General features: G+C 76.3%; 25 protein-coding genes and 1 pseudogene. 18 read left to right on the plus strand and 8 right to left on the minus strand.

Going from position 1 to position 25,518, the window contains the following annotated elements:
• Positions 1-104: 104 nt before the first annotated feature.
• The 5 genes from alr to E5225_RS04665 are packed head-to-tail and all read left to right on the plus strand — an operon-like array spanning position 105 to position 4,004.
• Positions 105-1,331, plus strand: coding sequence for an alanine racemase (gene alr / locus E5225_RS04645; protein ID WP_135974818.1), 1,227 nt, complete (start codon positions 105-107; stop codon positions 1,329-1,331).
• On the plus strand, positions 1,328-1,876 hold the full coding sequence (gene tsaE, locus E5225_RS04650) for a tRNA (adenosine(37)-N6)-threonylcarbamoyltransferase complex ATPase subunit type 1 TsaE (RefSeq protein ID WP_135974816.1): 549 nt from the start codon (positions 1,328-1,330) through the stop codon (positions 1,874-1,876). The genes alr and tsaE overlap by 4 nt, the downstream gene beginning before the upstream one ends.
• The gene (tsaB, locus tag E5225_RS04655; protein WP_135974814.1) at positions 1,873-2,556 is read left to right on the plus strand and encodes a tRNA (adenosine(37)-N6)-threonylcarbamoyltransferase complex dimerization subunit type 1 TsaB; all 684 of its coding nucleotides are present in this window, start codon (positions 1,873-1,875) and stop codon (positions 2,554-2,556) included. The genes tsaE and tsaB overlap by 4 nt, the downstream gene beginning before the upstream one ends.
• The gene (gene rimI, locus E5225_RS04660) at positions 2,553-3,053 is read left to right on the plus strand and encodes a ribosomal protein S18-alanine N-acetyltransferase (protein WP_243738370.1); all 501 of its coding nucleotides are present in this window, start codon (positions 2,553-2,555) and stop codon (positions 3,051-3,053) included. The genes tsaB and rimI overlap by 4 nt, the downstream gene beginning before the upstream one ends.
• Positions 3,054-3,104: 51 nt before the next feature.
• Complete coding sequence (locus E5225_RS04665) at positions 3,105-4,004, plus strand: sulfurtransferase (protein ID WP_135974812.1); 900 nt, start codon at positions 3,105-3,107, stop codon at positions 4,002-4,004.
• Positions 4,005-4,075: 71 nt separating this feature from the next.
• Here the strand turns inward: E5225_RS04665 and E5225_RS04670 are convergent, their stop codons facing one another.
• Positions 4,076-4,717 carry a malonic semialdehyde reductase gene (locus tag E5225_RS04670; RefSeq protein WP_135974810.1) on the minus strand — a complete coding sequence of 214 codons (642 nt, stop codon included), beginning with the start codon at positions 4,715-4,717 and terminating at the stop codon, positions 4,076-4,078.
• A gap of 135 nt (positions 4,718-4,852) precedes the next feature.
• Between E5225_RS04670 and tsaD the strand changes: the two genes are divergently transcribed.
• Positions 4,853-5,893, plus strand: a complete 1,041-nt coding sequence (gene tsaD / locus E5225_RS04675; protein ID WP_135974808.1) for a tRNA (adenosine(37)-N6)-threonylcarbamoyltransferase complex transferase subunit TsaD — start codon at positions 4,853-4,855, stop codon at positions 5,891-5,893.
• Between the two features lie 130 nt (positions 5,894-6,023).
• Here the strand turns inward: tsaD and E5225_RS04680 are convergent, their stop codons facing one another.
• Both E5225_RS04680 and E5225_RS04685 read right to left on the minus strand, forming a co-directional pair.
• Positions 6,024-7,172, minus strand: coding sequence for a glutamate--cysteine ligase (locus E5225_RS04680; RefSeq protein ID WP_135974806.1), 1,149 nt, complete (start codon positions 7,170-7,172; stop codon positions 6,024-6,026).
• The gene (locus E5225_RS04685; RefSeq protein ID WP_135974805.1) at positions 7,172-8,362 is read right to left on the minus strand and encodes a class I SAM-dependent methyltransferase; all 1,191 of its coding nucleotides are present in this window, start codon (positions 8,360-8,362) and stop codon (positions 7,172-7,174) included. Before E5225_RS04685 ends, E5225_RS04680 begins: the two co-directional genes overlap by 1 nt.
• Before the next feature lie 228 nt (positions 8,363-8,590).
• Here E5225_RS04685 and groES point away from each other — a divergent pair, with 228 nt between their 5' ends.
• Entirely contained in the window at positions 8,591-8,884 is a 294-nt protein-coding gene (gene groES, locus E5225_RS04690) for a co-chaperone GroES (protein WP_135974803.1), read from the plus strand.
• 204 nt (positions 8,885-9,088) lie between these two features.
• Here the strand turns inward: groES and E5225_RS04695 are convergent, their stop codons facing one another.
• Positions 9,089-9,385, minus strand: a complete 297-nt coding sequence (locus E5225_RS04695) for a WhiB family transcriptional regulator (protein ID WP_135974801.1) — start codon at positions 9,383-9,385, stop codon at positions 9,089-9,091.
• A 368-nt stretch (positions 9,386-9,753) separates the two neighbouring features.
• Between E5225_RS04695 and E5225_RS04700 the strand changes: the two genes are divergently transcribed.
• The 4 genes from E5225_RS04700 to E5225_RS04715 all read left to right on the plus strand — a co-directional run bounded on the left by E5225_RS04700 (position 9,754) and on the right by E5225_RS04715 (position 14,568).
• Positions 9,754-10,905, plus strand: a complete 1,152-nt coding sequence (locus E5225_RS04700) for a MerR family transcriptional regulator (RefSeq protein ID WP_135974799.1) — start codon at positions 9,754-9,756, stop codon at positions 10,903-10,905.
• A gap of 179 nt (positions 10,906-11,084) precedes the next feature.
• Complete coding sequence (locus E5225_RS04705) at positions 11,085-11,771, plus strand: helix-turn-helix transcriptional regulator (RefSeq protein ID WP_135974797.1); 687 nt, start codon at positions 11,085-11,087, stop codon at positions 11,769-11,771.
• A 100-nt stretch (positions 11,772-11,871) separates the two neighbouring features.
• Positions 11,872-13,392: an IMP dehydrogenase gene (gene guaB, locus E5225_RS04710; protein WP_135974795.1), complete on the plus strand. Its 1,521-nt coding sequence runs from the start codon at positions 11,872-11,874 to the stop codon at positions 13,390-13,392.
• A 51-nt stretch (positions 13,393-13,443) separates the two neighbouring features.
• Positions 13,444-14,568 carry a GuaB3 family IMP dehydrogenase-related protein gene (locus tag E5225_RS04715; protein ID WP_135974793.1) on the plus strand — a complete coding sequence of 375 codons (1,125 nt, stop codon included), beginning with the start codon at positions 13,444-13,446 and terminating at the stop codon, positions 14,566-14,568.
• A 90-nt stretch (positions 14,569-14,658) separates the two neighbouring features.
• On the opposite strand, the gene E5225_RS04720 is transcribed toward E5225_RS04715, so the two are convergent.
• The 4 genes from E5225_RS04720 to E5225_RS04735 are packed head-to-tail and all read right to left on the minus strand — an operon-like array spanning position 14,659 to position 18,749.
• The gene (locus tag E5225_RS04720) at positions 14,659-15,558 is read right to left on the minus strand and encodes an ABC transporter ATP-binding protein (protein ID WP_136225322.1); all 900 of its coding nucleotides are present in this window, start codon (positions 15,556-15,558) and stop codon (positions 14,659-14,661) included.
• Positions 15,555-16,625, minus strand: a complete 1,071-nt coding sequence (locus E5225_RS04725; protein ID WP_243738281.1) for a FecCD family ABC transporter permease — start codon at positions 16,623-16,625, stop codon at positions 15,555-15,557. The genes E5225_RS04720 and E5225_RS04725 overlap by 4 nt, the downstream gene beginning before the upstream one ends.
• The gene (locus tag E5225_RS04730) at positions 16,622-17,674 is read right to left on the minus strand and encodes a FecCD family ABC transporter permease (RefSeq protein ID WP_135973917.1); all 1,053 of its coding nucleotides are present in this window, start codon (positions 17,672-17,674) and stop codon (positions 16,622-16,624) included. Before E5225_RS04730 ends, E5225_RS04725 begins: the two co-directional genes overlap by 4 nt.
• Positions 17,675-17,690: 16 nt before the next feature.
• Positions 17,691-18,749, minus strand: a complete 1,059-nt coding sequence (locus E5225_RS04735; protein ID WP_135973918.1) for an iron-siderophore ABC transporter substrate-binding protein — start codon at positions 18,747-18,749, stop codon at positions 17,691-17,693.
• 362 nt (positions 18,750-19,111) lie between these two features.
• On the opposite strand from E5225_RS04735, the gene E5225_RS04740 reads away from it, so the two are divergent.
• The 7 genes and pseudogenes from E5225_RS04740 to E5225_RS04770 form a co-directional block, all read left to right on the plus strand.
• Complete coding sequence (locus E5225_RS04740; protein ID WP_135973919.1) at positions 19,112-19,873, plus strand: DeoR/GlpR family DNA-binding transcription regulator; 762 nt, start codon at positions 19,112-19,114, stop codon at positions 19,871-19,873.
• A complete protein-coding gene (pfkB, locus tag E5225_RS04745; protein ID WP_135973920.1) occupies positions 19,870-20,823 on the plus strand; it encodes a 1-phosphofructokinase in 954 nt (317 codons plus the stop codon). Before E5225_RS04740 ends, pfkB begins: the two co-directional genes overlap by 4 nt.
• A 1-nt stretch (position 20,824) precedes the next feature.
• Entirely contained in the window at positions 20,825-21,292 is a 468-nt protein-coding gene (locus E5225_RS04750) for a PTS sugar transporter subunit IIA (RefSeq protein ID WP_135973921.1), read from the plus strand.
• On the plus strand, positions 21,289-22,821 hold the full coding sequence (locus E5225_RS04755) for a PTS fructose transporter subunit IIC (protein WP_135973922.1): 1,533 nt from the start codon (positions 21,289-21,291) through the stop codon (positions 22,819-22,821). Before E5225_RS04750 ends, E5225_RS04755 begins: the two co-directional genes overlap by 4 nt.
• An 80-nt stretch (positions 22,822-22,901) precedes the next feature.
• On the plus strand, positions 22,902-23,210 hold the full coding sequence (locus E5225_RS04760; protein WP_135973923.1) for an HPr family phosphocarrier protein: 309 nt from the start codon (positions 22,902-22,904) through the stop codon (positions 23,208-23,210).
• Complete coding sequence (gene ptsP, locus E5225_RS04765) at positions 23,207-24,934, plus strand: phosphoenolpyruvate--protein phosphotransferase (RefSeq protein WP_243738282.1); 1,728 nt, start codon at positions 23,207-23,209, stop codon at positions 24,932-24,934. Before E5225_RS04760 ends, ptsP begins: the two co-directional genes overlap by 4 nt.
• Before the next feature lie 102 nt (positions 24,935-25,036).
• Positions 25,037-25,450: pseudogene (locus E5225_RS04770) on the plus strand (MmyB family transcriptional regulator); the annotation flags it as partial.
• Positions 25,451-25,518 lie beyond the last annotated feature (68 nt).

Raw genomic sequence — 25,518 nt, forward strand, 5'->3', positions numbered from 1 at the left:
CGCCGCGCACCACGCGCGCGCCCGGGTCGCGCGGTCCCGCACCTCCGCACGACGCGGGTCGCGGCGCACCGGCACCGCCCCGGCACGGTGAGAGACTGGCGCCCGTGAACGACTTCCCGGCGCGCGCGGTCGTCGACCTCGGCGCGGTACGGCGCAACATCCGCTCCCTCGCAGCCCACGCACCGACGGCGCAGGTCATGGCCGTCGTCAAGGCCGACGCGTACGGGCACGGCCTCGTGCCCAGCGCGCTCGCGGCCGTGCAGGGCGGGGCCACGTGGCTCGGCACGGCACAGGTGGGCGAGGCCCTGCACCTGCGCCGCGCCGGCGTCACGGGCGTGCGCGTCCTCGCGTGGCTGTACGCCCCGGGGGCGCCGCTGCGCGAGGCCGTGGAGGCGGACGTCGACCTGTCGGTCGCGGCGCCGTGGGCGCTCGACGAGGTCGCCGCCGGCGCGCGGGCCGCGGGCCGCACCGCCCGCGTGCACCTGAAGGTCGACACGGGCCTGAGCCGCAACGGGCTGGTCCCGGGGCAGCTGTCCGGGGTGCTCGCCGCGGCGCGTGCGCTCGAGGCCGAGGGCGTCGTCGACGTCGTCGGCGTGTGGTCGCACCTGGCCTTCGCGGACGACCCGGGGCACCCGACGGTGCGCGCGCAGGCCGCCGCCTTCGCGCAGGCCGTCGCGGCCGTCGAGCGCGCCGGCGTGTGCCTCGAGGTGCGGCACCTCGCGAACGCGGCCGCGACGCTCACGGCGCCGGCGCTGCACTGGGACCTCGTGCGGCCCGGGATCAGCGTGTACGGGCTCTCGCCCGTGCCGCAGGTCGCCGGCCCCGAGTCCTTCGGGCTCGTGCCGGCCATGACGTTCGAGGCGGAGCTGGCGACGGTCAAGCCCGTGCCCGCGGGGTCGGGCGTGTCGTACGGGCACCAGTACGTCGTGCCGCACGACACCGTGCTCGGCGTCGTGCCCGTCGGCTACGCCGACGGGGTGCCCCGGCACGCGTCCGGCACGCAGGACCGGCCCGGCGGGCCGCTCCAGGTCGGGGGCCGCCGGCTCGGCGTCGCCGGGCGGGTGTGCATGGACCAGGTCGTCGTCGACCTCGGGCCCGGTGCCCGCGAGGTCCCGGGCGACCGTGTCGTGCTGTTCGGCCCGGGCACCCACGGCGAGCCGACGGCCCAGGACTGGGCCGACGCTGCCGGGACCATCTCGTACGAGATCGTCACGCGCGTCGGCGGGCGGGTGCCGCGCTCGTACGTCGACGGCGAGCGGGACGGGGAGCGGGACGGCGAGCCGCCGGCGACCGCGACGACGCACGCGCACACCACGGGGGCCGGCGCGTGAGCGCACCCGACCACGTCGTCCGCCTGCCCGACGCCGACGCCACCCGCGCCTGGGGGCGCGCGCTCGCGGGCCTGCTGCGCGCGGGCGACCTCGTCGTGCTGTCCGGCGACCTCGGCGCGGGCAAGACCACGCTGACCCAGGGCCTCGGTGCCGGGCTGCACGTGCGCGGCCAGGTCGCGTCGCCCACGTTCGTCATCGCGCGCGAGCACCCGCCGCTGGCGCGGCCCGACGGCACGCGCGGGCCCGCGCTGGTGCACGTGGACGCGTACCGGCTGGGGTCGTTCGACGAGGTCGAGGCGCTCGACCTGGACGCGAGCCTCGAGGAGGCCGTGACCGTGGTCGAGTGGGGCGAGGGCTGGGTCGAGCCGCTCGCCGAGGACCGGCTCGAGGTGCGCCTGGAGCGGCCGCACGGCGGGCTCGGCGCGGACGACGACGTGCAGGACGCGGCGGCGGGTGAGCGGGTGCTCACGGTGCACGCCGTGGGGGAGCGGTGGCGGGGCGTCGCGCTGCCCGGCGCACCGGCGACGACGGAGGAGGACGCGTGACCTGGTTGGGCATCGACACGTCGGACGACGTCGCCGTCGGCCTCGTCCGCGCGAACGGGGCGGGCGCCGAGCTCGCCGACGACACCCCGCGCCGGCACGTGGAGCAGCTCGCGCCGCTCGTGCACGAGCTGCTGACGCGCGAGGGCGTGGCCACGGGCGACCTCGAGGCCGTCGTCGTGGGGACCGGCCCGGCCCCCTTCACGGGCCTGCGCGTCGGGCTGGTGACGGCGCGCGTCCTCGGGCTGGCGCTGGGGGTGCCCGTGCTCGGCGTGCCGAGCCTCGACGCCCTCGCCGCCGCCGCGGCCGACCACGTCGAGGAGGGGGAGACGCTGCTCGTCGTCACCGACGCCCGCCGTCGCGAGGTGTACTGGGCGCGCTACGAGGTGCGCGACGGTGTCGCCGTGCCCGTCGCCGGTCCGGACGTGGCGGCCCCGGCCGACGTGCCGCGCGCGCCCGCCGACGTCGTGCTCGGCGCGGGCCGCGACCTGTACCCCGACGTGCTCGGCGCGGCCGACCCGCGGCTGGCGTCGGCGCCCGGCCTCCGCTCGCCGAGCCCGATCCACCTCGTGCGCCTGGCGCAGCAGCGGTCCGCCGCCGGGCAGGACCTGCCGAGCGAGCCCCTGTACCTGCGCCGTCCCGACGCGCAGCCGCCGACGGCGCGCAAGCGGGTGCTGGCGTGAGCGAGGCCGCACCGGGCACGACCGCGGGCACGCCCGCGGACGGCGGCGTCACGGTGCGGCCGCTCACGGCCGACGACCTCCCCGACCTCGCCCGCATGGAGGTCGAGCTGTTCGGCGCGGCCGCGTGGTCGCCGCAGTCGCTGCGGGAGGAGATCACGGGGCCCGGGCGCACCTACGTCGGCGCGGTGCTGCCCGACGGCCGGCTCGTGGGGTACGCGGGCACCTGGTTCGACGGGTACGACGTGCAGGTGATGACGGTCGGCACGGACGCCGCCCACCAGGGCCGCGGCATCGCCCGCCGGATGCTCGTCCACCTGCTCGACGCCGCGCGCACCGCGGGCGCCGCGGCGGCCCTGCTGGAGGTCCGCGTCGACAACGACCCGGCGATCCACCTGTACGAGAGCCTGGGCTTCACGCGGCTCGGCCGCCGGCGCGGCTACTACCAGCCGGAGAACGCCGACGCCTGGACCATGCGGCGGGACCTGCGCGCGCGCTGAGCGCTCGCGCTCCGGCCACCCCGGCCGCCCGCACCCGACGAGGAGGACGCGATGACCGAGGCCCCGACCCCCGCGCCCGGGCGTGTGCCCGCCGACCGCGCCGAGCTGCGCCGCGGCGTGCTCGTCGACGCCGACGAGCTCGCTGCCCTGCTCGCCGGCGACGCCCCACCCGCCCTGCTCGACGTCCGCTGGGCGCTGGGCCGCACCGACGGGCGCGAGCAGCACCACGCGGGACACGTGCCGGGCGCGGTCTACGTCGACCTCGACACCGAGCTGGCGGCGCCGGCGAGCGCGGCCGCGGGGCGGCACCCGCTGCCCGCGCTCGCGGACCTGGAGCGGGCCGCCCGGCGGTGGGGGCTGCGCCAGGGGCAGGCCGTGGTCGTGTACGACGCGGGCGGCGGGACGTCCGCGGCGCGCGCCTGGTGGCTGCTGCGCTGGGCCGGGGTGCGCGACGTGCGGCTGCTCGACGGCGGCCTCGCCGCGTGGGCGGGCGCCGGGCACGCCCTCGAGGCGGGGGAGGTCGTGCCGCAGCGCGGCGACGTCGTGCTCGTGGCGGACCGGCTGCCGACCGTCGACGCCGACGGTGCCGCCGCGCTCGCCGCCGACGGCGTGCTGCTCGACGCGCGCGCGGTCGAGCGGTACGCCGGGGAGAGCGAGCCCGTCGACCCGCGGGCCGGGCACGTGCCCGGCGCGGTGAGCGCGCCGACGACCGGCAACCTCGGTGCCGACGGGCGCTTCCTGCCGGCCGACGCCCTCGCGGCGCGGTTCGCGGCGCTCGGCGTCCCGCCCGCGGACGCGGGCCGGCGGGTCGGCGTCTACTGCGGCTCGGGCGTCACGGCCGCGCACGAGGTCGCCGCGCTCGCGACGCTGGGCGTCGACGCGGCGCTGTACCCCGGCTCCTGGTCGCAGTGGTCCCACGACGCGGACCGGCCGGTGGCCGTCGGGCGCTGAGCGCGGGACGGCCACCGGCCGGTCGGGGTGCCGCGGCGAGCGCAGCCGGTCGGGGTGCCGCGGCGCGCGCGTCAGACGGTGCGCGCGACCTCGTCCCACTCGAGCCGCGGGGCGCGGGCGTGGTGCGTGCCCGGGCCGTCGGGCCAGCCCACGTTGAGCACCAGGAGGCTGCGCCAGCCGGTCCCGGCGAGCAGGTCGTCGTCGATGCCGGCCGGGTCGAAGCCGCCCATCGGACCGACGCCGAGCCCGGCCGCCCGCAGGCCCACGACGAGGTAGCCGGCCTGCAGCCACGTGTTGTCGCGCGCTGCGCGCTCACGGCCCTGCGGGTCGGCCGCGAAGACGTCGGCCAGGTGGGCGGCGTGCGGCGTGAGCCGGCTCATGTGCTGGTGGAAGTCGGCGTCCGCGGCGACGACGACCGTCAGCGGGGCGGCGAGCACGCGCTCGCGGTTGCCCTCGGACATGTGCGTGGCCAGGCGGGCTCGCCCCTGCGGGCTGCGGACGAGCAGGAGGCGCAGCGGGACGGTGTTGAGGGCGGTCGGCCCCCAGCGGACGACGTCGTGGACCTCGCGCACGAGCGCGTCGGGGACGTCGCGGTCGAGGAACCGTCCCACGGTGCGGGCGTCGCGGAACAGGCGGTCGGCCACCTGCGCGTCGATTCCCCGGAGGTCGGGTGCGAGCGCGGCGAGGTCGTCGGCGAGGTCGGTGCTGGTCATGCCCGTCCCAACGGTCGATGCACACGCATCGATCTCGCGTGGCGGGGTGGCTGTCGTCACAGGCGGGCCCGCGTGCCCGGCCCTCCCGGGCGGCGGCGTCCGGGCCGCGGCCCGCGGGCGCCTATCCTGGTCACCGTGAGCGAGCCCCTCGTCCTCGGGATCGAGACGTCCTGCGACGAGACCGGCGTCGCCCTGGTCCGTGGCTACGACCTGCTGGTCGACGCCGTCGCCAGCTCGGTCGACGAGCACGCGCGGTTCGGCGGGATCATCCCCGAGATCGCCTCGCGCGCCCACCTCGAGGCCATGGTCCCGACCATCGAGCGCGCGCTGTCCACCGCGGGCGTGACGCTCGCCGACGTGGACGCGGTCGCCGTCACCGCCGGCCCCGGGCTGGTCGGCCCGCTGACCATCGGCGCGGCCGCGGCCAAGGCGCTCGCCGTGGGCCTCGGCACGCCCCTGTACGGCGTCAACCACGTCATCGGGCACGCGGTCGTCGACGAGCTCGTCGACGGGCCGTTCCCCGAGCGCGTCCTCGCCCTCGTCGTGTCCGGCGGCCACTCGTCGCTGCTGCGCATCGACGACACGGTGCAGGTCACCGAGCTCGGCTCGACGCTCGACGACGCGGCGGGGGAGGCGTTCGACAAGGTGGGCCGCTTGCTCGGGCTGCCGTACCCGGGTGGCCCGCACATCGACCGCCTCGCGCGCGAGGGGGACCCGGAGGCGATCCGCTTCCCGCGCGGCCTGACCGCGCCCAAGGACCAGGCGAAGCACGCGACCGACTTCTCGTTCTCCGGCCTCAAGACCGCCGTCGCACGCTGGGTCGAGGCCCGGCAGGACGCCGGCGAGCCCGTGCCGCTGCCCGACGTCGCCGCGTCGTTCGCCGCCGCCGTCGCCGACGTGCTGACCGCCAAGACGATCGCCGCCTGCCGGCGCGAGGGCGTCGACACGCTCGTGGTCGGGGGCGGGTTCTCCGCCAACTCCCAGCTGCGGGACATGGCCGCGCAGCGCTGCGCGGAGGCCGGCATCACGCTGCGCATCCCGCCGATCCGCTACTGCACCGACAACGGTGCGATGATCGCGGCGCTCGGGGCGGCCGTCGTCCGCCGCGGCCTGCCGCCGTCGCCGCTGGACCTGCCGGTCGACTCCACGATGCCCCTCACGCAGGTCCTCGTCTGACCCGCGCCCCCGCGCCACGCGACCGTCCGCCCAGCCCGCCGCCTCCGCACGCACCGCACCGGCGAGTGCCCATCCACCGCAGCGGTGGCGATCGGTCCGGCGGGGCAGCGGTGCGCGCGGGGTACTCGGGTCAGACCGGGCGGCCGGCGCGCATCTCCGCCAGCAGCGAGCGCACCACCGGCTCGAGCTCGCCCGCGTGCCGGCGGGCGACCGCGCGCTGGCGCTGGTAGGAGGCGCCGCGGCGCAGGATCACCCGGACCTGCTCGAGCTCCTCGGCGCAGCCGAGGCGCTCGGCGACGGGGGCGAGCGTCGTGAGCCAGGAGCCGACCGAGTCCGTGACCAGCTCCTCCTCGCCGGCGCCGTCGGTGATGACGATCGCGTCCATGCCGTAGCGCGCCGAGCGCCACTTGTTCTCCTGCACGAACCAGGGCGGCATCGCCGGCAGCTCGTGGCCCGCGTCGAGCAGGGACGAGAAGTGCTCGACGAAGCAGTGCGTCAGCGCCGAGATCGCCGTGACCTCGAGGAGGTTCGTGGCGCCGTCCGCGATGCGCATCTCGAGCGTCCCGAACCGCGGCGACGGCCGCACGTCCCAGCGCACCTCGTCGACCTGGTCGATCACGCCCACGTGCATCATGTCGCCGACGTACTGCTCGAGCTCGGACCACGCACCCAGCTGCGGCGGCAGGCCCGCCGTCGGCAGCTGCTGGAAGAGCAGGGCGCGGTTCGACGCGTACCCGGTGTCCTTGCCGGCCCAGAACGGCGACGACGCGGACAGCGACTGGATGTGCGGGAGGACCGTGAGCATCGCCCGCTGCAGCGGCAGGACCTTGGCGCGGTCCTCGATGCCCACGTGCACGTGCACGCCGTAGATGAGCATCTGCCGGCCCCACCACTGCGTGCGGTCGATGAGCGTCGCGTACCGCTCCTTGTCGGTGACGCGCTGCGTGGCCCAGTTGGCGAACGGGTGCGTCCCGCCGCCCATGACCTCGATGCGCAGCGGCTCGGCGGCCGCGCTCACCTCGTCGAGAGCGCGCCGCAGGTCCGCACCGGCCTCGCCGACGGTGCGGCACTTGCCGGACGAGACCTCCACCGTGTTCATCAGCAGCTCGGACGTGATGTGCGGGTGGTCGGTGCCGTCGGCCGGCCGCACGGCCTCGAAGATCGCCTGCGCGGCCTGCCGCAGGTCGCCCGAGTCGACGTCGACGAGCGCGACCTCCCACTCGATCCCGACGGTCGAGCGCTCGGAGCGGGCGAAGGGCAGGGGGACGGGGGCGGCCATCAGACCGGCTCCACGACCAGCACGCGCTGGTGCCCGGCGACGCGCGTGAGCACCACCGTGCCCTCGGCGGACCCGCGCAGGTCCAGCTGGCGCCGCAGCGTCTCGGGCACGACCGCGGTGCCGCGCTTCTTGATGGTCAGCCGCCCGACCCCGCGCTCGCGGAGGTAGGTGCGCAGGCGCTTGAGCCCGAACGGCATCTCGTCGAGGACCCGGTACGCGGTGGCCAGCGGGTCGGGGGTGAGGGCGTCGGCGGTCACGTAGGCGATCGTGGGGTCGACGAGCCGTCCGCGCACCCGCTGGGCGACGGTGCCGACGAGCCCCGCGCGGATCACGGCGCCGTCGGGCTCGTACAGGTAGGCGCCGACGGGGCCGACGGGGGGCGCGTGGTGCTCGCCGTCGGGGTCGCCGCGCAGCGTGTGCGGCACGCCGCCGCGCAGCACCAGCGCCGTGCGCCCCGGGCCGTCGGGGGCCAGCGGGCCGAACCACAGCCCGACCTCGACGACGTCGCCGTCGACCGACACCCACTGGGCCTCGGCGTCGACCGGCAGGTCGCGGTGCGCGATGCCGGGGCCGAGCTTGAGGCCCAGCGCCGGCACCGTGGCGCGCGCGGCGAGGACCTCGTCGAGCGGCGGTGCGTACGCGCGGGGGTCGAAGACGCGCCGGCCGGTGCCGGTGCGCCGGGCCGGGTCGGCCCACACGCCGTCGACACCCTCGGCGACCAGGTCGAGCGCCAGGCCGTCGCCGTGCCGGACCTCGACCTCGGGGAAGGCACGCAGGTTGACGGTCGCGAGGGCCGCCGTCGTCTCGTCCACGTCGGTCGCGACGACGCGCAGGCCGACCCCGGCCAGGGCCAGCGCGTCGGCGCCGAGCCCGCACGTCAGATCGGCGACGTACACGCACCCGGCGTCACGGAAGCGGCGGGCGTGGTGCGCGGCCACCTCGAGCCGCGTCGCCTGCTCGAGGCCGTCGGGGGTGAAGAGCATGCCGTCGGCGAAGTCGCCGAGCTTGCCGCGGGCCTTCGCGCGCAGGCGCGACTGCGTGAGCGCGGCGGCGACGAGGCCGGCGTCGAGGCCCTCGCGCTGCAGCCGCTCGGCCAGGGGGAGGGCCAGGCGCTCGTCGTAGGGGGGCAGGGCCTGCAGCAGGGCCCACCCCTCGGGGTGCAGGAGCTTGGCCAGCGCGGCGTCGTCCACGCGCCCAGCCTGCCACGCCGACGGCCCGCGGGCGTCCCCCGGGTGCGCCGCCACGCTGGCACTCCGGTTGACCGAGTGCTAACCGGTTCCTAGAGTGAGGAACTGGCACTCTCCTGGTGAGGGTGCCAACCGTGCCAGCGGTCCCGGCTCCCGCGACGACGGCGGCCGCGACGGCACGGGCCCAGACATTCCGCTGCAGAACAACTCATGCGAAGGGGAGGTCCGCCTGTGTCGGTCTCCATCAAGCCCCTCGAGGACCGCATCGTCGTCAAGACCCTCGAGGCCGAGACGACGACCGCGTCCGGCCTCGTGATCCCGGACAGCGCCAAGGAGAAGCCCCAGGAGGGCGAGGTCCTGGCGGTGGGCCCGGGTCGCATCGACGACAAGGGCAACCGCGTCCCGCTCGACGTGGCCGTGGGTGACAAGGTCATCTACTCCAAGTACGGCGGCACCGAGGTCAAGTACGCCGGCGAGGACTACCTGATCCTCTCCGCGCGCGACGTGCTCGCGATCGTCGGCTGACCCAGCGACGACCATGCCGGGCGACGCCCGGTGACCACGAGAGCCCCCTCCCGACGGGAGGGGGCTCTCGTGCGTCCGGCGGATGCGCCCGACCGCCTGCCGGCGCGCCGGGTCCGGACGCACGACCGCCCCGGAACCGCCGTCGCTCATCCTCGAGCGACGACCGTTCCGGGGCGGTCGGGTCGGACGGTCCTGGTCGGACGGTCAGGCCATGACGCGGCGCCCGGCGCGCTCGGCGAGGACGGCGGCGCGCTCGTCCTCCGACAGGCCGCCCCACACGCCGTACGGCTCGCGCACGGCGAGGGACTGCTCGCGGCACTCGTTGAGCACGGGGCAGGACGCGCAGATGGCCTTGGCCGCCTCGGCCCGGCGACGGCGGGCCGACCCGCGCTCACCCTCGGGGTGGAAGAAGAGGTCCTGGTCGGCGTCGCGGCACGCGCCGTCGAACTGCCACTCCCACAGGTCCATCACCGGTCCGGGCAGACGCGAGATCTCGGCCATGGTGCTCCTCCTCGAACGACGTCCCCGGTGGTGACCACCTGGACGGAAGCTGCTGCGTCGCGCGCCTGGTCGGGACCGGGTCCCTGTTCCGGTGGCGCGTTCCCGCGATGTGCCGTAACCGTACAACCGCGCCAGAAGTTGTTCAAGGCCCTTGTGATGAATCGATCTGCTGCAACGATCTGGACGGCGGACCCGCAATCGTGTGGTAGTTCGCCGTCGGTGTCGGCCCAGGTGGCGCCTATCCGTGCGGACGTCGTCGGGAGGTGACGCCTGGCGCGGTTCCGCGTCAACCGCTCCAGCTCCGCGGGCGTGCCGCAGCAACGCGTCCTACCGCGCCGCACCGAGCCCGCGGCTGGCAGAATCGCGCCATGACCGAGCCGTACGACGCGACGACGGGCGACCCGGCGTCGTCGGTCGCGCGGGGCACGGCGGTCGAGGACGCGGCAGCGGGGGACCAGGCCGAGGAGGCCCCCGACCGCGAGGCGGCCGCACCGGGAGCGGCGCCGCTCACCGTCGCCGCCGTGGCGCGCCGGCTCGGCGTCGCCCCCGCGACGCTCCGCACGTGGGACCGGCGCTACGGGCTGGGGCCGTCCGAGCACTCGGCCGGTGCGCACCGCCGGTACAGCCCGCGCGACCTCGACCGGCTGCTCGTCATGCGCCGCCTCACCATCGAGGGCGTCGCGCCCGGCGAGGCGGCGCGCCTGGCGCTCTCGTCCGACCCCGACGCCGCGGCTCCCGCGTTCCCCACGAGCACCGACGTCACTGGACGGCTCCCCGGCGGCGGGTCGGGCACAGCGGACCACGCCGACGGCGCCGGCCGGGGGACGGCGGGCGACGGCGCCTCCGACGGCGCCGGCTCCCGCGCCGCCGTCGAGGCGCGCACCGGCGTGACCCCGAGCACCGCGGCCGCCGTCGTCGCCGTGGTCGACGCCGCCCTGGCCGGCCGCGCGGACCGGTGCGCCGGGCTGCTCGCCGTGACGGCCCCGGACGGCGTCGCCGGCTGGTGGACCGGGCTCGTCGAGCCGGCGATGCGCGCGCTCGCCCGGCGCACGGTCGTCGAGCGGCCCGGCGTCGACGCCTACGCCACGCTGGCGGCCGCCGCCCTGGGTGCGCTCCGCGCGCACACCGCGCAGGAGCCCGCGCCGGGCGCACCCGTCGTCCTGGTCCTGCCGGTGCCCGGGGAGCCGCGGCCCCTGGTGGTCCACGCGCTCGCGGCGGCGCTCGTCGGCGGTGGCGTCGACGCCCGCCTCGTGGGCGGTCCCGTCTCGACGCGGCACGCGGGCGAGCTCGCCGTCATGACACGGGCGCGCGCCGTGGTGACGGTGGCCGAGGGGCCGGCGCCCGACCTGTCGGTGGTGGCACGCCTGGCGCAGGAGCGCCCGGACCTGCCGCAGTACGTGATGGTCGCCGACACGGCCGCCGAGCGGGTCCCGCTCGACCGCTCGGTGCACCGCGCCCGGACGTTCGTGGGCCTGCTGCACGAGGCGCTCGCGGCGGTCGGCGAGTCGTCGCCGGTGTGACCGAAGTGACCGTCCAGTAACGGCGACGCACCCGAACGCGTGATCGCATACCACGTGGGGATTCCCAAGCGGGAGGAAACGGTGCGGGCGCGGTTCACTGGTCCTTCTGCGGGGCTAACGTGACGCACCGTTGACGCCGATACGCCGTGAGGCTGACCGGCCCGCGCGAGGAGGATCACATGGCAGGAGTCGTGGTGTGCCACGGCTCGGCGACCGTCAGGGAACGGCTCGTCGTGACGTCGATCGGGGTGCCGTCACTCGCACCGGTGCGAGCCGCCGCCACGGCCGACGAGCTCGTCGCGCTCGCCCGGCGGATCGCCCCCACGGTGGTCCTGCTCGACGCGCACCTGCCCGGCGCCGGCCCGGCCGAGGCGATCCGCCGGCTGCGCGCCGTCGCGCCCGCCGCGGCGGTCGTGCTGCTCGCCGGGCCGGAGGACGGCGAGGCGCTCGACCGTGCGCTGGCGCTCGGGGCGCGCGGCTTCCTCGCGCCCGACGTGGGACGCGCCGAGCTGGCCGCGGTGGCCGCGCACGTGCAGGCGAGCCCGTCCCCGACCGGTGGGCCCGCGGCGCACGCCGGCGCGGGCGCCGTGCCGCACCCCGTGCCCCCGCTGCAGGAGTCGCACCCCGCACGCGTCGAGGCACCGGTCGGGTCGCGCCCGGTCGAGGGTGCACCGGCGCTGACCAAGCGCGAGATCGAGGTCCTCGTCGGCATGAGCAACGGGCGGTCCAACGCGCAGATCGGCCAGGAGCTGTTCCTGTCCGAGGACACCGTGAAGACGCACGCGCGGCGCCTGTTCCGCAAGCTGGGCGCGTCCGACCGTGCGCAGGCCGTCGCGATCGGCCTGCGGCGCGGCATCATCGACTGAGCACGGCGCGTCCCACGGACCGGTACGGACCTCGTCCGTGCCGGTCCGTCGTCGTCGCGGCCCGGCCCGGTACGCGCGCACGGGGCCCTATCCTGGACGGATGACGGAGCAGGTACACGGCGCCCCGGCCGACCCGTTCTCACGGATCGGGCTCACCTACGACGACGTCCTCCTCCTTCCCGGAGAGACGGACGTGATCCCCAGCGAGGTCGACACGACCTCGCGGCTCACGCGCGAGATCTCGGTCCGCGTGCCGCTGGTCTCCGCGGCGATGGACACCGTGACCGAGGCGCGCATGGCGATCGCCATGGCCCGCCAGGGCGGCGTCGGCATCGTGCACCGCAACCTGTCCATCGCGGATCAGGCCCACCACGTCGACCGCGTCAAGCGCAGCGAGTCCGGCATGGTCAGCGACCCGGTCACCGTGTCGCCGGACGCGACGCTCGCGGAGCTCGACCGGCTGTGCGGCATGTACCGCGTGTCGGGCCTGCCGGTCGTCGACGACGAGAACCGCCTGCTCGGCATCATCACCAACCGCGACCTGCGGTTCGTGCCGGCCGGCGAGTTCGAGACGCGGCGCGTGCGGGACGTGATGACGTCCATGCCGCTGGTCACGGCGCCCGTGGGCATCGCCCGGGACGACGCCGCGGCGCTGCTCGCCAAGCACAAGGTCGAGAAGCTGCCGCTGGTGGACCCCGCGGGCAAGCTCGTCGGCCTCATCACGGTCAAGGACTTCGTCAAGTCGGAGCAGTACCCGTACGCGACCAAGGACGCCGACGGGCGCCTCGTGGTGGGCGCCGCGATCGGCTTCTTCGGTGACGCCTGGGAGCGGGCCACCGCGCTCGTCGAGGCGGGCGTCGACGTGCTCGTCGTGGACACGGCGAACGGGCACGCGCGGCTCATGCTCGACATGGTGCGCCGGCTCAAGTCCGACCCGGGCACGGCGCACGTGCAGGTGATCGGCGGCAACGTGGCGACCCGCGAGGGCGCCCGCGCGCTCGTCGAGGCGGGCGCGGACGCGGTCAAGGTCGGCGTCGGCCCCGGGTCCATCTGCACGACGCGCGTCGTGGCGGGCGTCGGCGTCCCGCAGGTCACCGCGATCTACGACGCGGCGCAGGAGTGCCGGCCCGCGGGGGTGCCGGTCATCGGCGACGGGGGCCTGCAGTACTCGGGCGACATCGCCAAGGCGCTCGTGGCCGGCGCGGACACGGTCATGCTCGGCTCGCTGCTCGCGGGCTGCGACGAGTCGCCCGGCGACCTCGTCTTCGTCAACGGCAAGCAGTACAAGCACTACCGCGGCATGGGCTCGCTGGGCGCCATGGCCTCGCGCGGGCGCGTCTCGTACTCCAAGGACCGCTACTTCCAGGCCGACGTCACCACCGACGAGAAGATCGTGCCCGAGGGCATCGAGGGCCAGGTGCCGTACCGCGGCCCGCTGTCCGCGGTCGCGCACCAGCTCGTCGGCGGTCTGCACCAGTCGATGTTCTACGTCGGCGCGCACACGGTGCCGCAGCTGCAGGAGCGCGGGAAGTTCATCCGCATCACGCCGGCGGGGCTCAAGGAGTCCCACCCGCACGACATCCAGATGACCGTCGAGGCCCCGAACTACACGGGTCGCTGACCCGCTCGGCGCGTGCGCGGGCGGGTGCGCGCGCGCCGGTAGGCTCGTCCGGTGAGCAGCGACATCGAGATCGGGCGCGGAAAGCGCGGCCGGCGGGCGTACTCCTTCGACGACATCGCGGTGGTGCCCTCGCGCCGCACGCGTGACCCCGAGGAGGTCTCGCTCGGCTGGCAGATCGACGCCTACCACTTCGACCTGCCGGTCCTCGCGGCGCCGATGGACTCCGTCGTGAGCCCCGCCACGGCCGTCGCCCTGGGCAGGGCCGGGGGCGTCGGCGTCCTCGACCTCGAGGGGCTGTGGACGCGGTACGAGGACCCCACGCCGCTGCTCGAGGAGATCGCGTCCCTCGACGCGCCCCGCGCGACCGTGCGGATGCAGGAGATCTACGGCGAGCCGATCAAGCCCGAGCTCATCCGCGCGCGCATCCAGGAGGTGCGCGACGCCGGCGTGACCGTGGCGGGGGCGCTCAGCCCGCAGCGCACGCAGGAGCACTGGCGGACGGTCGTCGACGCCGGGGTCGACCTCTTCGTCATCCGCGGCACCACGGTGTCGGCCGAGCACGTGTCCGGCCGGGCCGAGCCGCTCAACCTCAAGCGCTTCATCTACGAGCTCGACGTGCCCGTCATCGTCGGCGGTGCCTCGACGTACACCGCGGCGCTGCACCTCATGCGCACGGGCGCCGCCGGCGTCCTGGTCGGGTTCGGCGGGGGAGCGGCGCACACCACGCGCCTGTCGCTCGGCATCCACGCGCCCATGGCGACGGCCGTCGCGGACGTCGCGGCCGCGCGCCGGGACTACCTGGACGAGTCCGGCGGCCGGTACGTGCACGTCATCGCCGACGGCGGCGTGGGGCGCTCGGGCGACCTCGTGAAGGCCATCGCGTGCGGCGCCGACGCGGTCATGCTGGGTGCCGCGCTGGCCCGCGCCGAGGAGGCCCCCGGGCGCGGCTACCACTGGGGCCCCGAGGCGCACCACCCGCAGCTGCCGCGGGGTGAGCGGGTGCACGTCGGCACCTCCGGGTCGCTCGAGCAGATCCTGTTCGGCCCGGGCCACACCGCCGACGGCACGCTCAACCTCATCGGCGCGCTGCGCCGCGCCATGGCGACGACCGGCTACTCGGACCTCAAGGAGCTGCAGCGCATCGAGGTCGTCGTCTCGCCGTACCAGCCGCGCTGACGCGGAGCACCGGCGGGGCCGCGCGGCCCCCGACGTGCACGAGGGCGGCCACCCGGCAGGGTGGCCGCCCTCGTCGCGTGCCCGGGCGGGTCAGGGCACGCCGTGGGCCACCGCCCCGCCGTCGGCGGGCAGCGCGACGGGCCGGTCGTCCCCGGGGCGGCGCGGGCCGCCGTGGTGGCGCCCGAGCGGGAGCACGAGCGGCGAGCCGGCCACCGGGTCCGGCACGACGCGCGACTCCATGCCGAACACGTCCCGCACCATCTGCTCGGTCACGACCTCGGCGGGGTCGCCCTGCGCGTACAGGCGGCCCGCGCGCACGGCGACGAGGTGGTCGGCGTAGCGGGCGGCGAGGTTGAGGTCGTGCAGCACCATGACGACGGTCGTGCCGCGCTGCCGGTTGAGGTCGGTGAGCAGGTCGAGGACCTCGACCTGGTGGGCGACGTCGAGGAACGTGGTCGGCTCGTCGAGCAGCAGCACGTCCGTGCGCTGCGCGAGCGCCATGGCGATCCACACGCGCTGGCGCTGCCCGCCGGACAGCTCGTCGACCGGGCGGTCCGCGAGCTCGAGCGTGTCGGTGGCGGCGAGCGCCTCCTCGACGATCGCGTCGTCCTCGGCCGTCCAGCGGCGCAGCCAGCCCTGGTGCGGGTAGCGGCCGCGGCCGACGAGGTCGGCGACGGCGATGCCCTCGGGGGCGACCGGCGCCTGCGGCAGCAGCCCGAGGACCGTGGCGACCTGGCGCGACGGCACGTCGGTGATCGGCACGCCGTCCAGCAGGACGCGTCCCGAGCGGGTGCGCAGCAGGCGGGCCATCGCGCGCAGCAGCGTGGACTTCCCGCAGGCGTTCGCGCCGACGACGATCGTCACCTTGCCCGGCGGGACGGCGAGGGACAGGTCGTGCACGACGACCCGGTCGTCGTACCCGATGGTCGCGCCCTCGACGGCGAGGGTGTGCCCGGGCCGCTCGTGCGGTCCGGAGGGGTGCGCGCTCACAGGGTGCCTCCCGAGCGGTTGGACCTGGCCAGGAGCCAGAGCAGGTAGGGCGCGCCGACGACGCCGGTGATGACGCCGACCGGGAAGCGCGTGCCGACGAGGTGCTGCCCCACCAGGTCGGCGAGCAGCACGAGGAGCACGCCGACGAGGCCGGCGGGCACGAGCAGGGAGCCCGTGCCGCGCACGAGCCGGTGCGCGAGCGGGCCGGCGAGGAACGCGACGAACGCGATCGGCCCCGTCGTGGCCGTGGCCACGGAGATGAGGCCCACGGCGACGACGACGAGGGCGAGCCGCGCGCGGTCGGGGCGCACGCCGAGGCCCGCGGCCAGCTCGTCGCCGAGCTGCAGCGCCGCCAGGCGCCGCGACAGGACGAGCGCCAGCGGGAGGAGGACGCCCACCGCGACGGCGAGGCGGGGCACGCCGTCCCAGAACGCGCTGTTCAGGCTGCCGCTGAGCCAGCGCAGCGCGTCGGCGACGTCGTAGACGTTGGCGCGCGTCAGGGCGTACGACACGACGGACTGCAGCATCGCGCCGACGCCGATGCCGACGAGCACGAAGCGGGCGCCGTGCACGCCCCGCCGCCACGCGAGCAGGTAGATGGCCGCGGCCACGGCGACGCCCGCGACCACCGCGATGCCGGAGACCGCGACGCCGGCGATGCCGAGCGACGTGATGGACAGGACCGCGGCGGCGCTCGCACCCGCGGTGATGCCGATGATGTCGGGGCTCGCGAGGGGGTTGCGCAGCATGGTCTGGAAGATGACGCCCCCCGTGCCGAACGCGACGCCGACCAGCGCTCCGGTGAGCACGCGGGGCAGGCGCAGCCGGCCGACGGTGAACGACGCGCCGGGCACGTCCTGACCGGCGAGCACGCGCAGCACGTCCCCGAGCGGGTAGACGCGATCGCCCACGACGAGCGAGACGACGGCCACGGCGAGGGCGGCCGCGGCGAGCACGCCGACGACGGTCCACCAGCGGCGCGCGCGGCGGCGGCGGCCCGGCGTGACGACGCCACGGGCGGCTGCGGGCGCGGACGGGGTGCCGGGGCGCAGGGCGGCCGCGGTCACAGCTCCCGCACCTTGCTGCGGCGCACGATGGCGATGAGGACGGGCGCACCGAGCAGGGCCGTCATGATCCCGACCTCCAGCTCCTGCGGGCGGGCGACGACGCGGCCGAGCACGTCGGCGCCCACGAGCAGCACGCCCCCGAACAGGGCCGCGTAGGGGAGCACCCAGCGGTGCGACGGGCCGGTGAACCCGCGCGCGAGGTGCGGCATCACCAGGCCGATGAAGGCGATGGGGCCGGCGACGGCGACGGCGGCGCCGCTGAGCAGGACGGCCGCGAGGGCGCCGAGCGCGCGCACCGTGCCGGTGTGCTGGCCGAGCCCCGTGGCGAGGTCGTCGCCGAGCGCGAGCGCGTCGAGGCCGCGCGCGACCGCGACGGCCAGCACGCCGCCGACCAGGAGGAACGGCAGGATCGTGAGGATGGCGCTCGTGTCGGCGCGGCCGAGCGACCCGACCTGCCAGAACCGGAAGGTGTTGAGCACGTCGGTGCGGGTCAGCAGCACCATGCTGATCATCGACGACACCGCGGCCGTCACGGCCGCGCCCGCCAGCGCGAGCTTGAGCGGGGTCGCACCGCCGCGCCCGGCGGAGCCGACGGCGTAGACGAGCGCCATGGTGGCGCCCGCGCCCGCGAACGCCACCCAGACGTAGCCCGTGAGCGTGGACAGGCCGAACCACGCGATGCCGACGACGACGAACAGCGAGGCCCCGAAGCTGACGCCGAGGATGCCGGGGTCGGCGAGCGGGTTGCGCGTGAGGCCCTGCATCACCGCGCCGGCCAGGCCGAGCGCGGCGCCGACGAGGAGCCCGAGGACCGTGCGCGGGACCCGGGACGCCACGGCGGCCTGCGCGATGTCGTCCGGGTCGGGGTGCAGGAGGCCCGCGACGACGTCGGACCAGCCGACGACGCGCGAGCCGAAGGACACCGACAGGAGGCACGCGACGACGAGCGCCACGACGCACACGACGAGCCCGAGCGCGCGTCGCCGCGCCGACGCCGGCCGCCGCCCGGTGGGCGGGGCCGGCGTCGGCGCGGGCGAGGTGCTGGTCACCGCCTGGGGTGTCCCGTCACTTCACGTTCTGCGCGGCGGCCTGGAACAGGTCGAGGTAGTCGTCCAGCGCCCACGGGATCGACAGGACCGTCGGGCCCGAGGTCGCGGACGCGAGCGGGGTGTTGTCGGGCAGGATCACGACGGAGCCGTTGGCGACCGCCGGGATCTTCGACAGCAGCGGGTCGGCCTGCAGCGTCGCGAGCAGGTTCTCGTCGCCGTAGCTGATGACGATGTCGGCGTCCGCGATCGTGTCGGCCTGCTCGGCCGAGATGTCGAGGTAGAACTGCCCGTCGTCCTCGAGGCTCGCGATGCTCTCGGGGACCGTCATGCCGAGGTCCGACAGGAGCTGCACGCGGGCGTCGACCGAGGTGTAGACGGCGAACGTTGACAGGTCCGTCGGGTCGAACCAGGTGTACGCGACCGACTTGCCGGCGATGTCGGGGCGCGACTCGACGGCCTCCGCGATGGCGGCCTCGACCTCGTCGACCTTCGCCTGCGCCTCGTCCTCGAGCCCGAGCGCGCGGCCGTTCGTCAGCGCCATGTCGCGCCAGTTGGTGCCCCAGGCGATCTCGGGGAAGGACACCGTCGGCGCGATCTCCGACAGGGTGGTCCAGTCGTCCTCCGAGAGGCCGGAGTACGCGGCGAGCACGACGTCCGGCGCGGTGTTCGCGACGGCCTCGAAGTCGATGCCGGCGGTCTCGTCGAAGAGATCGGGCAGCGCGTCGCCGGTGGCGTCGAGCTCCTCGAGCGCCGCGTACGTCCACGGGTGGATGCCGTCGGCGTCGTCGTCGCCGAAGGTCTGGGCCGCCATGCCGACGGGCACGATGCCGAGCGCGAGCGGCACGTCGTGGTTGCCCCACGCGACGCTGGCGACGGCCTCGGGCTGCTGCTCGATCGTCGTCTCGCCGAAGGTGTTCTCGAGCGTGACGGGGAAGGCGCCGTCGCCCGCGGCGGGTGCGGACGCGGTGTCCGAGCCGCCCTCGGGTGCGCCCGTGGCGCAGGCGGCGAGCAGGAGGGTCACGGCGGCGCCGGCGACGAGAGGTCGCAGGGCGCGGCGGCGGGGCGCAGTGCGCATGGTGTCCTTCGGGGGGGAGGTCGGTCGCGGGGCCGGCGGACGGCCTTGATAGGTAAGGCATACCTTAGAGCACACCGTCCGGCAGTGTGCACACCCGTCCGCGGATCGCCACCTGGATGCCCGATCGCGCCCGGATGGCCGGGTCCGGGCGCGATCGACGGGCCGTCGTGCTGCCGCTCCCGCAGGCGCCGCCCCGCTCGGGGCGGCCCGTCCAGCCCGGGCGGGCGCGCATGTCCGGCCGGAGCGAGTCGGACATCCGACCATGTCCGAACAGGCCCGGATGCGCTTGACACCGTCCGGGGCCGGGCGCATCCTGAAGGAGCAGCGGCGCCCGGGGGGGTGCCACGGACGACGGAGCCGATGTGTACGCACCCGAGCGGCACCAGCAGATCCTCAGCAGGGCACGCGCCGACGGCCGCGTGGACGTCACGCGCCTCGCCACGTATCTCGACGTCACGCCCGAGACCATCCGGCGCGACCTCACCGCGCTCGAGCGGCACGGGCTCGTGCGGCGCGTGCACGGCGGCGCGATCCCCGTCGAGCGGCTCGGCTTCGAGCCCGGCCTCGCCGACCGCGAGGGCCTGCTGGCCGGGGAGAAGGAGCGCATCGCGAAGGCCGCGCTCGACGAGCTGCCCGACGGCGGGTCCGTCCTCCTCGACGCCGGCACCACCACCGTCCGCCTCGCCGAGCTGCTGCCGACGGACCGCGAGCTCACCGTCGTGACGCACGCGCTGCCCGTCGCGACGGTCCTCGCCACCCGCCCCGGCACCACGCTGCACCTCGTCGGCGGCACGGTCCGGGGCCGCACGCTCGCCGCCGTGGGGTCGTGGGCGCTGCGCGACCTCGCCGAGATCCACGTCGACGTCGCCTTCCTCGGCGCCAACGGCATCACCGCCGAGCGCGGCGTCACGACGCCCGACCTCGCGGAGGCCGCGGTCAAGCGCGCGCTCGTCGCCGCCGCCCGGCGGACCGTGGTGCTCGCCGACCACACGAAGGTCGGCCGCGTCGACCTCGCCCGCGTCGTCGACCTCGACGCCGTCGACACGCTGGTCACCGACAGCTCGGTCGAGCCCGAGCTGGCCGAGGAGATCGAGCAGGCCGGGACACGGGTGGTGCGCGCATGATCGTCACCGTCACCCCGAACCCGAGCGTCGACCGGGCGCTCGACGTCGACCGCCTCGAGGTCGGCGAGGTCAACCGCGCCCGCGCCACGCACGTGCACCCCGGCGGCAAGGGCATCAACGTCGCGCGCGCGCTCGTGCGGCACGGGGTCGCGGCGCTCGCCGTGGTCCCCACCGGCGGGCCGGACGGCGCCCGCCTCACCGAGCTGCTCGCGGAGCACGGCGTCGCCGCCGTGCCGGTGCCCGTCGCCGGCGACACGCGCACCAACGTCACCCTCGTCGAGGCCGACGGCACGACGACGAAGGTCAACGCGCCCGGCCCCCGCCTCGCGGACGAGGAGGTCGGTGCCCTGCTCGCGGCCGTCGAGGCCCAGCTGGTCGCCGGCCCGCGCGCCGTCGTGGCCGCCGGGTCGCTGCCCGCCGGTGCCGGCGACGCCTTCTTCGTGCGGCTCGCCGCGCTCGCCGACCGGCACCGGGTGCCGCTCGTGCTCGACACGTCCGGCACCCCGTTCGCGCGGGCCGTCCGGGCCGGCGGCCTCACGCTGGTCAAGCCGAACGAGCAGGAGCTCGGCGAGCTCGTCGGGCGCGAGCTGGGGACCGTCGGCGACGTCGTCGACGCGGCCCGTGAGGTCCTCGACCAGGGGACGCGCGGCGTGCTCGTGAGCCTGGGCGCCCACGGTGCGCTGCTCGTCTGCCGCGACGCCCCGCACCCCTGGTGGGCGGGCGGACCGGCGCTCGTCCCGCTGTCCACCGTCGGCGCGGGCGACTCGACGCTCGCCGGCTTCCTCGCTGCGGACGGCCCCGCCCCCGAGCGGCTGCGCACCGCCGTCGCGTGGGGACGCGCCGCCGTCCTGCGGCCCGGCACCGAGGTGCCCGGACCCCACGACCTCGACCTCGACGCGGTCCGCGTCGTCGCCGACCCCGACCCCCACCTGGCGCTCAAGGAGCTGTGACATGACCACCTCGGCCACCACACCCCTCATCACCCCCGAGCTCGTCGCCGTGGACCTCGACGCGGCCGACCGCGTCGGCGTCACGCGCGCGCTCGTCGACCTGCTCGCCGCCGCCGGCCGCGTCACGGACGCCGACGGGTTCGCGGCCGACGTCGCCGCCCGCGAGGCGCAGATGGCCACCGGCATGCCGGGCGGCGTCGGCCTTCCGCACGCGCGCTCCGAGCACGTCACGGTGCCCAGCCTCGCCGTCGGCAAGCTCGCGCAGGGCGTCGAGTGGGGCGCCCCGGACGGGCCCGCACGGCTCGTCTTCCTCATCGCGGCGCCCGCCAGCGGCGACGCGGACCACCTGCAGATCCTGGCGGCGCTGGCCCGCCGGCTCGTCCACGAGTCGTTCCGCACCTCGCTGCTCGAGGCGCCGGACGCGCAGACCGTGGCCGACATCGTCACCCGGGAGGTCGTCCCGTCATGAAGCTCGTCGCCGTCACCTCGTGCCCCACGGGCATCGCCCACACCTACATGGCCGCGGAGGCCCTCGAGCAGGCCGGCAAGGCGGCCGGCGTCGAGGTCCACGTCGAGACGCAGGGGTCCGCGGGCTCCACGCCGCTCGACCCCGCGCTCGTCGCCTCCGCGGACGGCGTCATCTACGCCGCCGACCTCGAGGTCAAGGACAAGCAGCGCTTCGCCGGCAAGCCGTTCGTCGACGTGGGCGTGAAGAAGGCCGTGCACGACGCGCCGGGCGTCATCGCCGCGGCCGTCGCCGCGGTCGAGCAGGCACCCGCCCACGACGCGCCGGCACCCGCCGCGGCGCCGGTGAGCACGTCCGCCGGCGGGCAGGCCCCCGCCGGGGACCGCGGCGCGGGCGCCGGCACGAAGGTGCGCCAGTGGCTCATGACCGGCGTGTCCTACCTGATCCCGTTCGTCGCCGCGGGCGGCATCCTCATCGCGGTGAGCTTCATGCTCGCGCAGATCGCGTGGGGCGGTGCCGAGGGCGCCATCGAGGTCACGGGTGTCCCGGTGGAGGACGTCGTCGGCGCGTTCGACGTGGCGTCGCTGCAGGACTGGGCGGTCGTCCTGAACGCCACCGGCAGCGCGGCGTTCGGGTTCCTCGTCCCCGTCCTGTCGGGCTTCATCGCGTACGGCATCGCCGACCGTCCCGGTCTCGTGCCCGGGTTCGTCGGCGGCGCGACCGCCGTGCTGGTCGGTGCCGGGTTCCTCGGCGGGCTCGTGACCGGCTTCCTCGCCGGCTTCCTGGCCCTGTGGATCAGCCGCTGGAACGTCCCGCGGGGCGTGCGCGGCATCATGCCGGTCGTCGTCGTGCCGCTGCTGTCGTCGCTGGTCGTCGGCATCGTCATGCTCGTGCTCGTCGGACGGCCGATCGCCGCCGCGATGGACGGCCTGACGAGCTGGCTGAACGGGCTCTCGGGCGCCAACCTCGTGCTCATGGGCGCGCTGCTCGGCGCGATGATGGGCTTCGACCTCGGGGGACCGGTCAACAAGGTGGCGTACACGTTCGCCGTCACCGGGCTCGCGACCGAGGGGCTGACCACGGGCGCCGTGCAGTACCAGATCATGGCGGCCGTCATGGGCGCCGGCATGGTCGCGCCGCTCGCCCTCGCGCTCGCGACCACGGTCCGCAAGCGGCTCTTCACGCACGCGGAGCAGGAGAACGGCAAGGCGGCCTGGCTGCTCGGGCTGTCGTTCATCTCCGAGGGGGCCATCCCGTTCGCCGCCGCCGACCCGTGGCGGATCATCGTCTCCTCGCTCGTCGGGTCCAGCGTGACGGGGGCGCTCGTCATGGCCTTCGGCTCGTCCGTCGTCGCCCCGCACGGCGGCGTGTGGGTCCTGCCCCTCATCGGCAACCCGCTCGGCTTCCTCGTCGCCGTCGCCGCCGGGATGGTCGTCACGGCGCTGCTCGTCATCGTCCTCAAGACGGCCAAGCACGACCCGCTCGTCGAGGCCGACCGCGCCGCGGACGAGCGCGACCTCGTCGCCGCCTGACCGGCCCCGGCCGTCAGCACCCCGCCGTCGCCACCCCACCCGTCGCCACCCCACCCGGACCGAACCCACCAGGAGCACCCATGGCCGAGCGCACCGTCGCCGTCGCGTCCCGCGTCGGGCTGCACGCCCGCCCCGCGATGCTGTTCACGCAGGCCGTCGCCGCGAGCGGCGTACCGGTCACCATCGCCAAGCAGGGCGGCGCCCCCGTCGACGCCTCGAGCATCCTGTTCGTCATGTCGCTGGGCGTGCCGCACGGCGAGGAGGTCGTGCTCAGCGCCGAGGGTGAGGACGCCGACCGCGTCCTCGACGAGCTCGCCGCGCTGCTGGCGACGGACCTCGACGCGCCCGAGGCCGGCGCGGACGCGACCGCGGCGGGGGCGTCGTCGTGACGGCCGCGACGGTCGGTGCGCCGGCGGGCGGCGTGCTGCACGGCGTGGGCGTCGGCCGGCGCGCGGCGGTCGGCCCGGTGGCGCAGGTGCGGCCGGCGCCGGCCGTGCCCGGTGACGCGGCGCTGGTGGTCGAGGGCCGGCCGGCGACGGTCGAGGAGACGCACGCCGCCGTCGAGCGGGCGTTCGCCGAGGTCGCCGACGGCCTGCAGGCCCAGGCCGACGCCGCCACCGGCACCGTCGCCGACGTGCTCGCGGCGACCGCGCAGATGGCGGCGGACAACGCGCTGCGCGCGCAGACCCTCGCCCGGGTCGACGCCGGCGAGCCGCCGGTCGCCGCCCTCGACGGCGTGGTGCAGATGTTCGCGACCATGTTCGAGCAGGCCGGGGGGTACCTCGCCGAGCGGGTGACGGACCTGCGCTCGGTGCGCGACCGCGTGGTCGCGCGCGTCCTCGGGCTGCCGGACCCCGGCGTGCCGCGGCTCGAGCAGCCGTCGGTCGTCGTGGCGCGGGACCTCGCCCCGGCGGACACGGCGGCGCTCGACCTCACGAAGGTGCTCGCGATCGTCACGGAGCTCGGCGGCCCCACCGGGCACACGGCGATCATCGCCGGGCAGCTGGGGCTGCCGTGCGTGGTGCGCGTCGGCGGCGCCACGGACCTCGAGGACGGGGTCGAGGTGGCCGTCGACGGCGCCGCCGGCACGGTCACCCCGCACCCCGACGCCGAGCTGCGCGCCGCGCTGGAGCGGCGGCACGCCGCCGAGGACCTGCTCTCCGGCGACACCGCACCCGGTGCGACCGCGGACGGGCACGCCGTCGCGCTGCTCGCCAACATCGGCACCGCCGCGGACGCCGAGCGCGTCGCCGCGTCCGGTGCCGGCGCCGAGGGCGTGGGCCTGTTCCGCACCGAGGTGCTGTTCCTGGAGCGGACGCAGCCCCCGACCGTCGAGGAGCAGGCCGAGGCGTACGCGGCCGCGCTGCGCGCCATGGGCGGCCGCAAGGTCGTCGTGCGCACGCTCGACGCGGGCGCCGACAAGCCGATGGCCTTCGCGACGCAGCCCGACGAGGAGAACCCCGCCCTCGGCGTGCGCGGCTACCGGCTCGTGCGCCCGCTGCCCGAGCTGCTGGCCACACAGCTCGCGGCGCTCGCCCGCGCGCAGGAGGCGACCGGCACGACCCCGTGGGTCATGGCGCCCATGATCTCGACCCCCGACGAGGCACGGGACTTCGCCGCGGCCGCGCGCGCGGCGGGGGTGGCGACCGTGGGAGTCATGGTCGAGGTGCCCGCCGTGGCGCTGCGGGCACGCGACGTGCTCGCCGAGGTCGACTTCGTCTCGCTCGGCACCAACGACCTCGCGCAGTACACGATGGCGACCGACCGGCTGCGCGGCGAGCTGGCCGACCTGCTCGACGCGTGGCAGCCCGCCGTGCTCGACCTCGTGGCCGCCACGGCGTCCGCCGGGGTCGAGGCCGGCAAGCCCGTGGGCGTGTGCGGGGAGTCCGCGTCCGACCCGCTCATGGCGCTCGTGCTCGTCGGGATGGGGGTCACGAGCCTGTCGATGGCCGCCGGTGCGCTGCCGGCCGTGCGGTACTCCCTGCGGCGGCACACCCGGGAGCAGTGCGTCGCGATGGCCGCCGCGGCCCGGGCCGCGCGGTCGGCGACGGACGCGCGCGCCGCGGTGCTCGCGCTCGCGGAGCCGGAGGTGCGCGACACCCTGGCCCTCTGACGCCCGGACCGGCACCGCCGCGGGAGGTGCCGCGAGGTCAGGCGGCGGCGATGTCGGTCGTCACCGCGAGGGCGCGCGCGGCCTCGACGTCGGCGGCCAGGGCGCGGACGCGTCCCCCGGTGGTTGCTGCTGGAGGACGAGGCGCGGGCCCTCTTCGTCGACTGGGACGTCCAGGCCCGCGCCGCGGTCGAGAACCTGCGGCTCGAGGCCGGGAACGACCCCGCCGACCGGGCGACCGCCGAACTCGTCGCGGACCTGCGCGCGCAGAGCCAGGACGTCGCGCGGTGGTGGGACGAGCACCGCGTGTACCAGCGCACGCACGGCTCGAAGCGGCTGCGGCACCCCGTCGTCGGGGACCTCACCGTGGAGTACGAGACGCTCACGCTGCCCGGGGACCCGCACACCACGGTGTTCGTGTACTCCACGGAGGCGGGGTCGTCGTCGCAGCGCGCGCTGGACGTGCTGGCGAGCTGGTCGCTGACGGACGCGCGGGCGCGGGCCGCCGGCCCCGCCTGAACCGCGCACCGCGCACCGTCCCGCGGGCCGGTCGCCCGATGAGTGGCGGGCGCGCGCGGGGTCGGTAC

Origin of the sequence: Cellulomonas shaoxiangyii (genome assembly GCF_004798685.1) — a bacterium.
Lineage (GTDB): Bacteria > Actinomycetota > Actinomycetes > Actinomycetales > Cellulomonadaceae > Cellulomonas > Cellulomonas shaoxiangyii.

Bases quoted from the DNA above. Each gene is read 5' to 3' on its own strand.
- E5225_RS04755 (WP_135973922.1), top strand. From the start codon at position 21,289: ATGAAGCTCGTCGCCGTCACCTCGTGCCCCACGGGCATCGCCCACACC.
- E5225_RS04665 (WP_135974812.1), top strand. From the start codon at position 3,105: ATGACCGAGGCCCCGACCCCCGCGCCCGGGCGTGTGCCCGCCGACCGC.
- E5225_RS04705 (WP_135974797.1), top strand. From the start codon at position 11,085: ATGGCAGGAGTCGTGGTGTGCCACGGCTCGGCGACCGTCAGGGAACGG.
- E5225_RS04750 (WP_135973921.1), top strand. From the start codon at position 20,825: ATGACCACCTCGGCCACCACACCCCTCATCACCCCCGAGCTCGTCGCC.
- guaB (WP_135974795.1), top strand. From the start codon at position 11,872: ATGACGGAGCAGGTACACGGCGCCCCGGCCGACCCGTTCTCACGGATC.
- pfkB (WP_135973920.1), top strand. From the start codon at position 19,870: ATGATCGTCACCGTCACCCCGAACCCGAGCGTCGACCGGGCGCTCGAC.
- E5225_RS04670 (WP_135974810.1), bottom strand. From the start codon at position 4,717: ATGACCAGCACCGACCTCGCCGACGACCTCGCCGCGCTCGCACCCGAC.
- E5225_RS04760 (WP_135973923.1), top strand. From the start codon at position 22,902: ATGGCCGAGCGCACCGTCGCCGTCGCGTCCCGCGTCGGGCTGCACGCC.
- E5225_RS04680 (WP_135974806.1), bottom strand. From the start codon at position 7,172: ATGGCCGCCCCCGTCCCCCTGCCCTTCGCCCGCTCCGAGCGCTCGACC.
- E5225_RS04700 (WP_135974799.1), top strand. From the start codon at position 9,754: ATGACCGAGCCGTACGACGCGACGACGGGCGACCCGGCGTCGTCGGTC.
- E5225_RS04735 (WP_135973918.1), bottom strand. From the start codon at position 18,749: ATGCGCACTGCGCCCCGCCGCCGCGCCCTGCGACCTCTCGTCGCCGGC.
- E5225_RS04695 (WP_135974801.1), bottom strand. From the start codon at position 9,385: ATGGCCGAGATCTCGCGTCTGCCCGGACCGGTGATGGACCTGTGGGAG.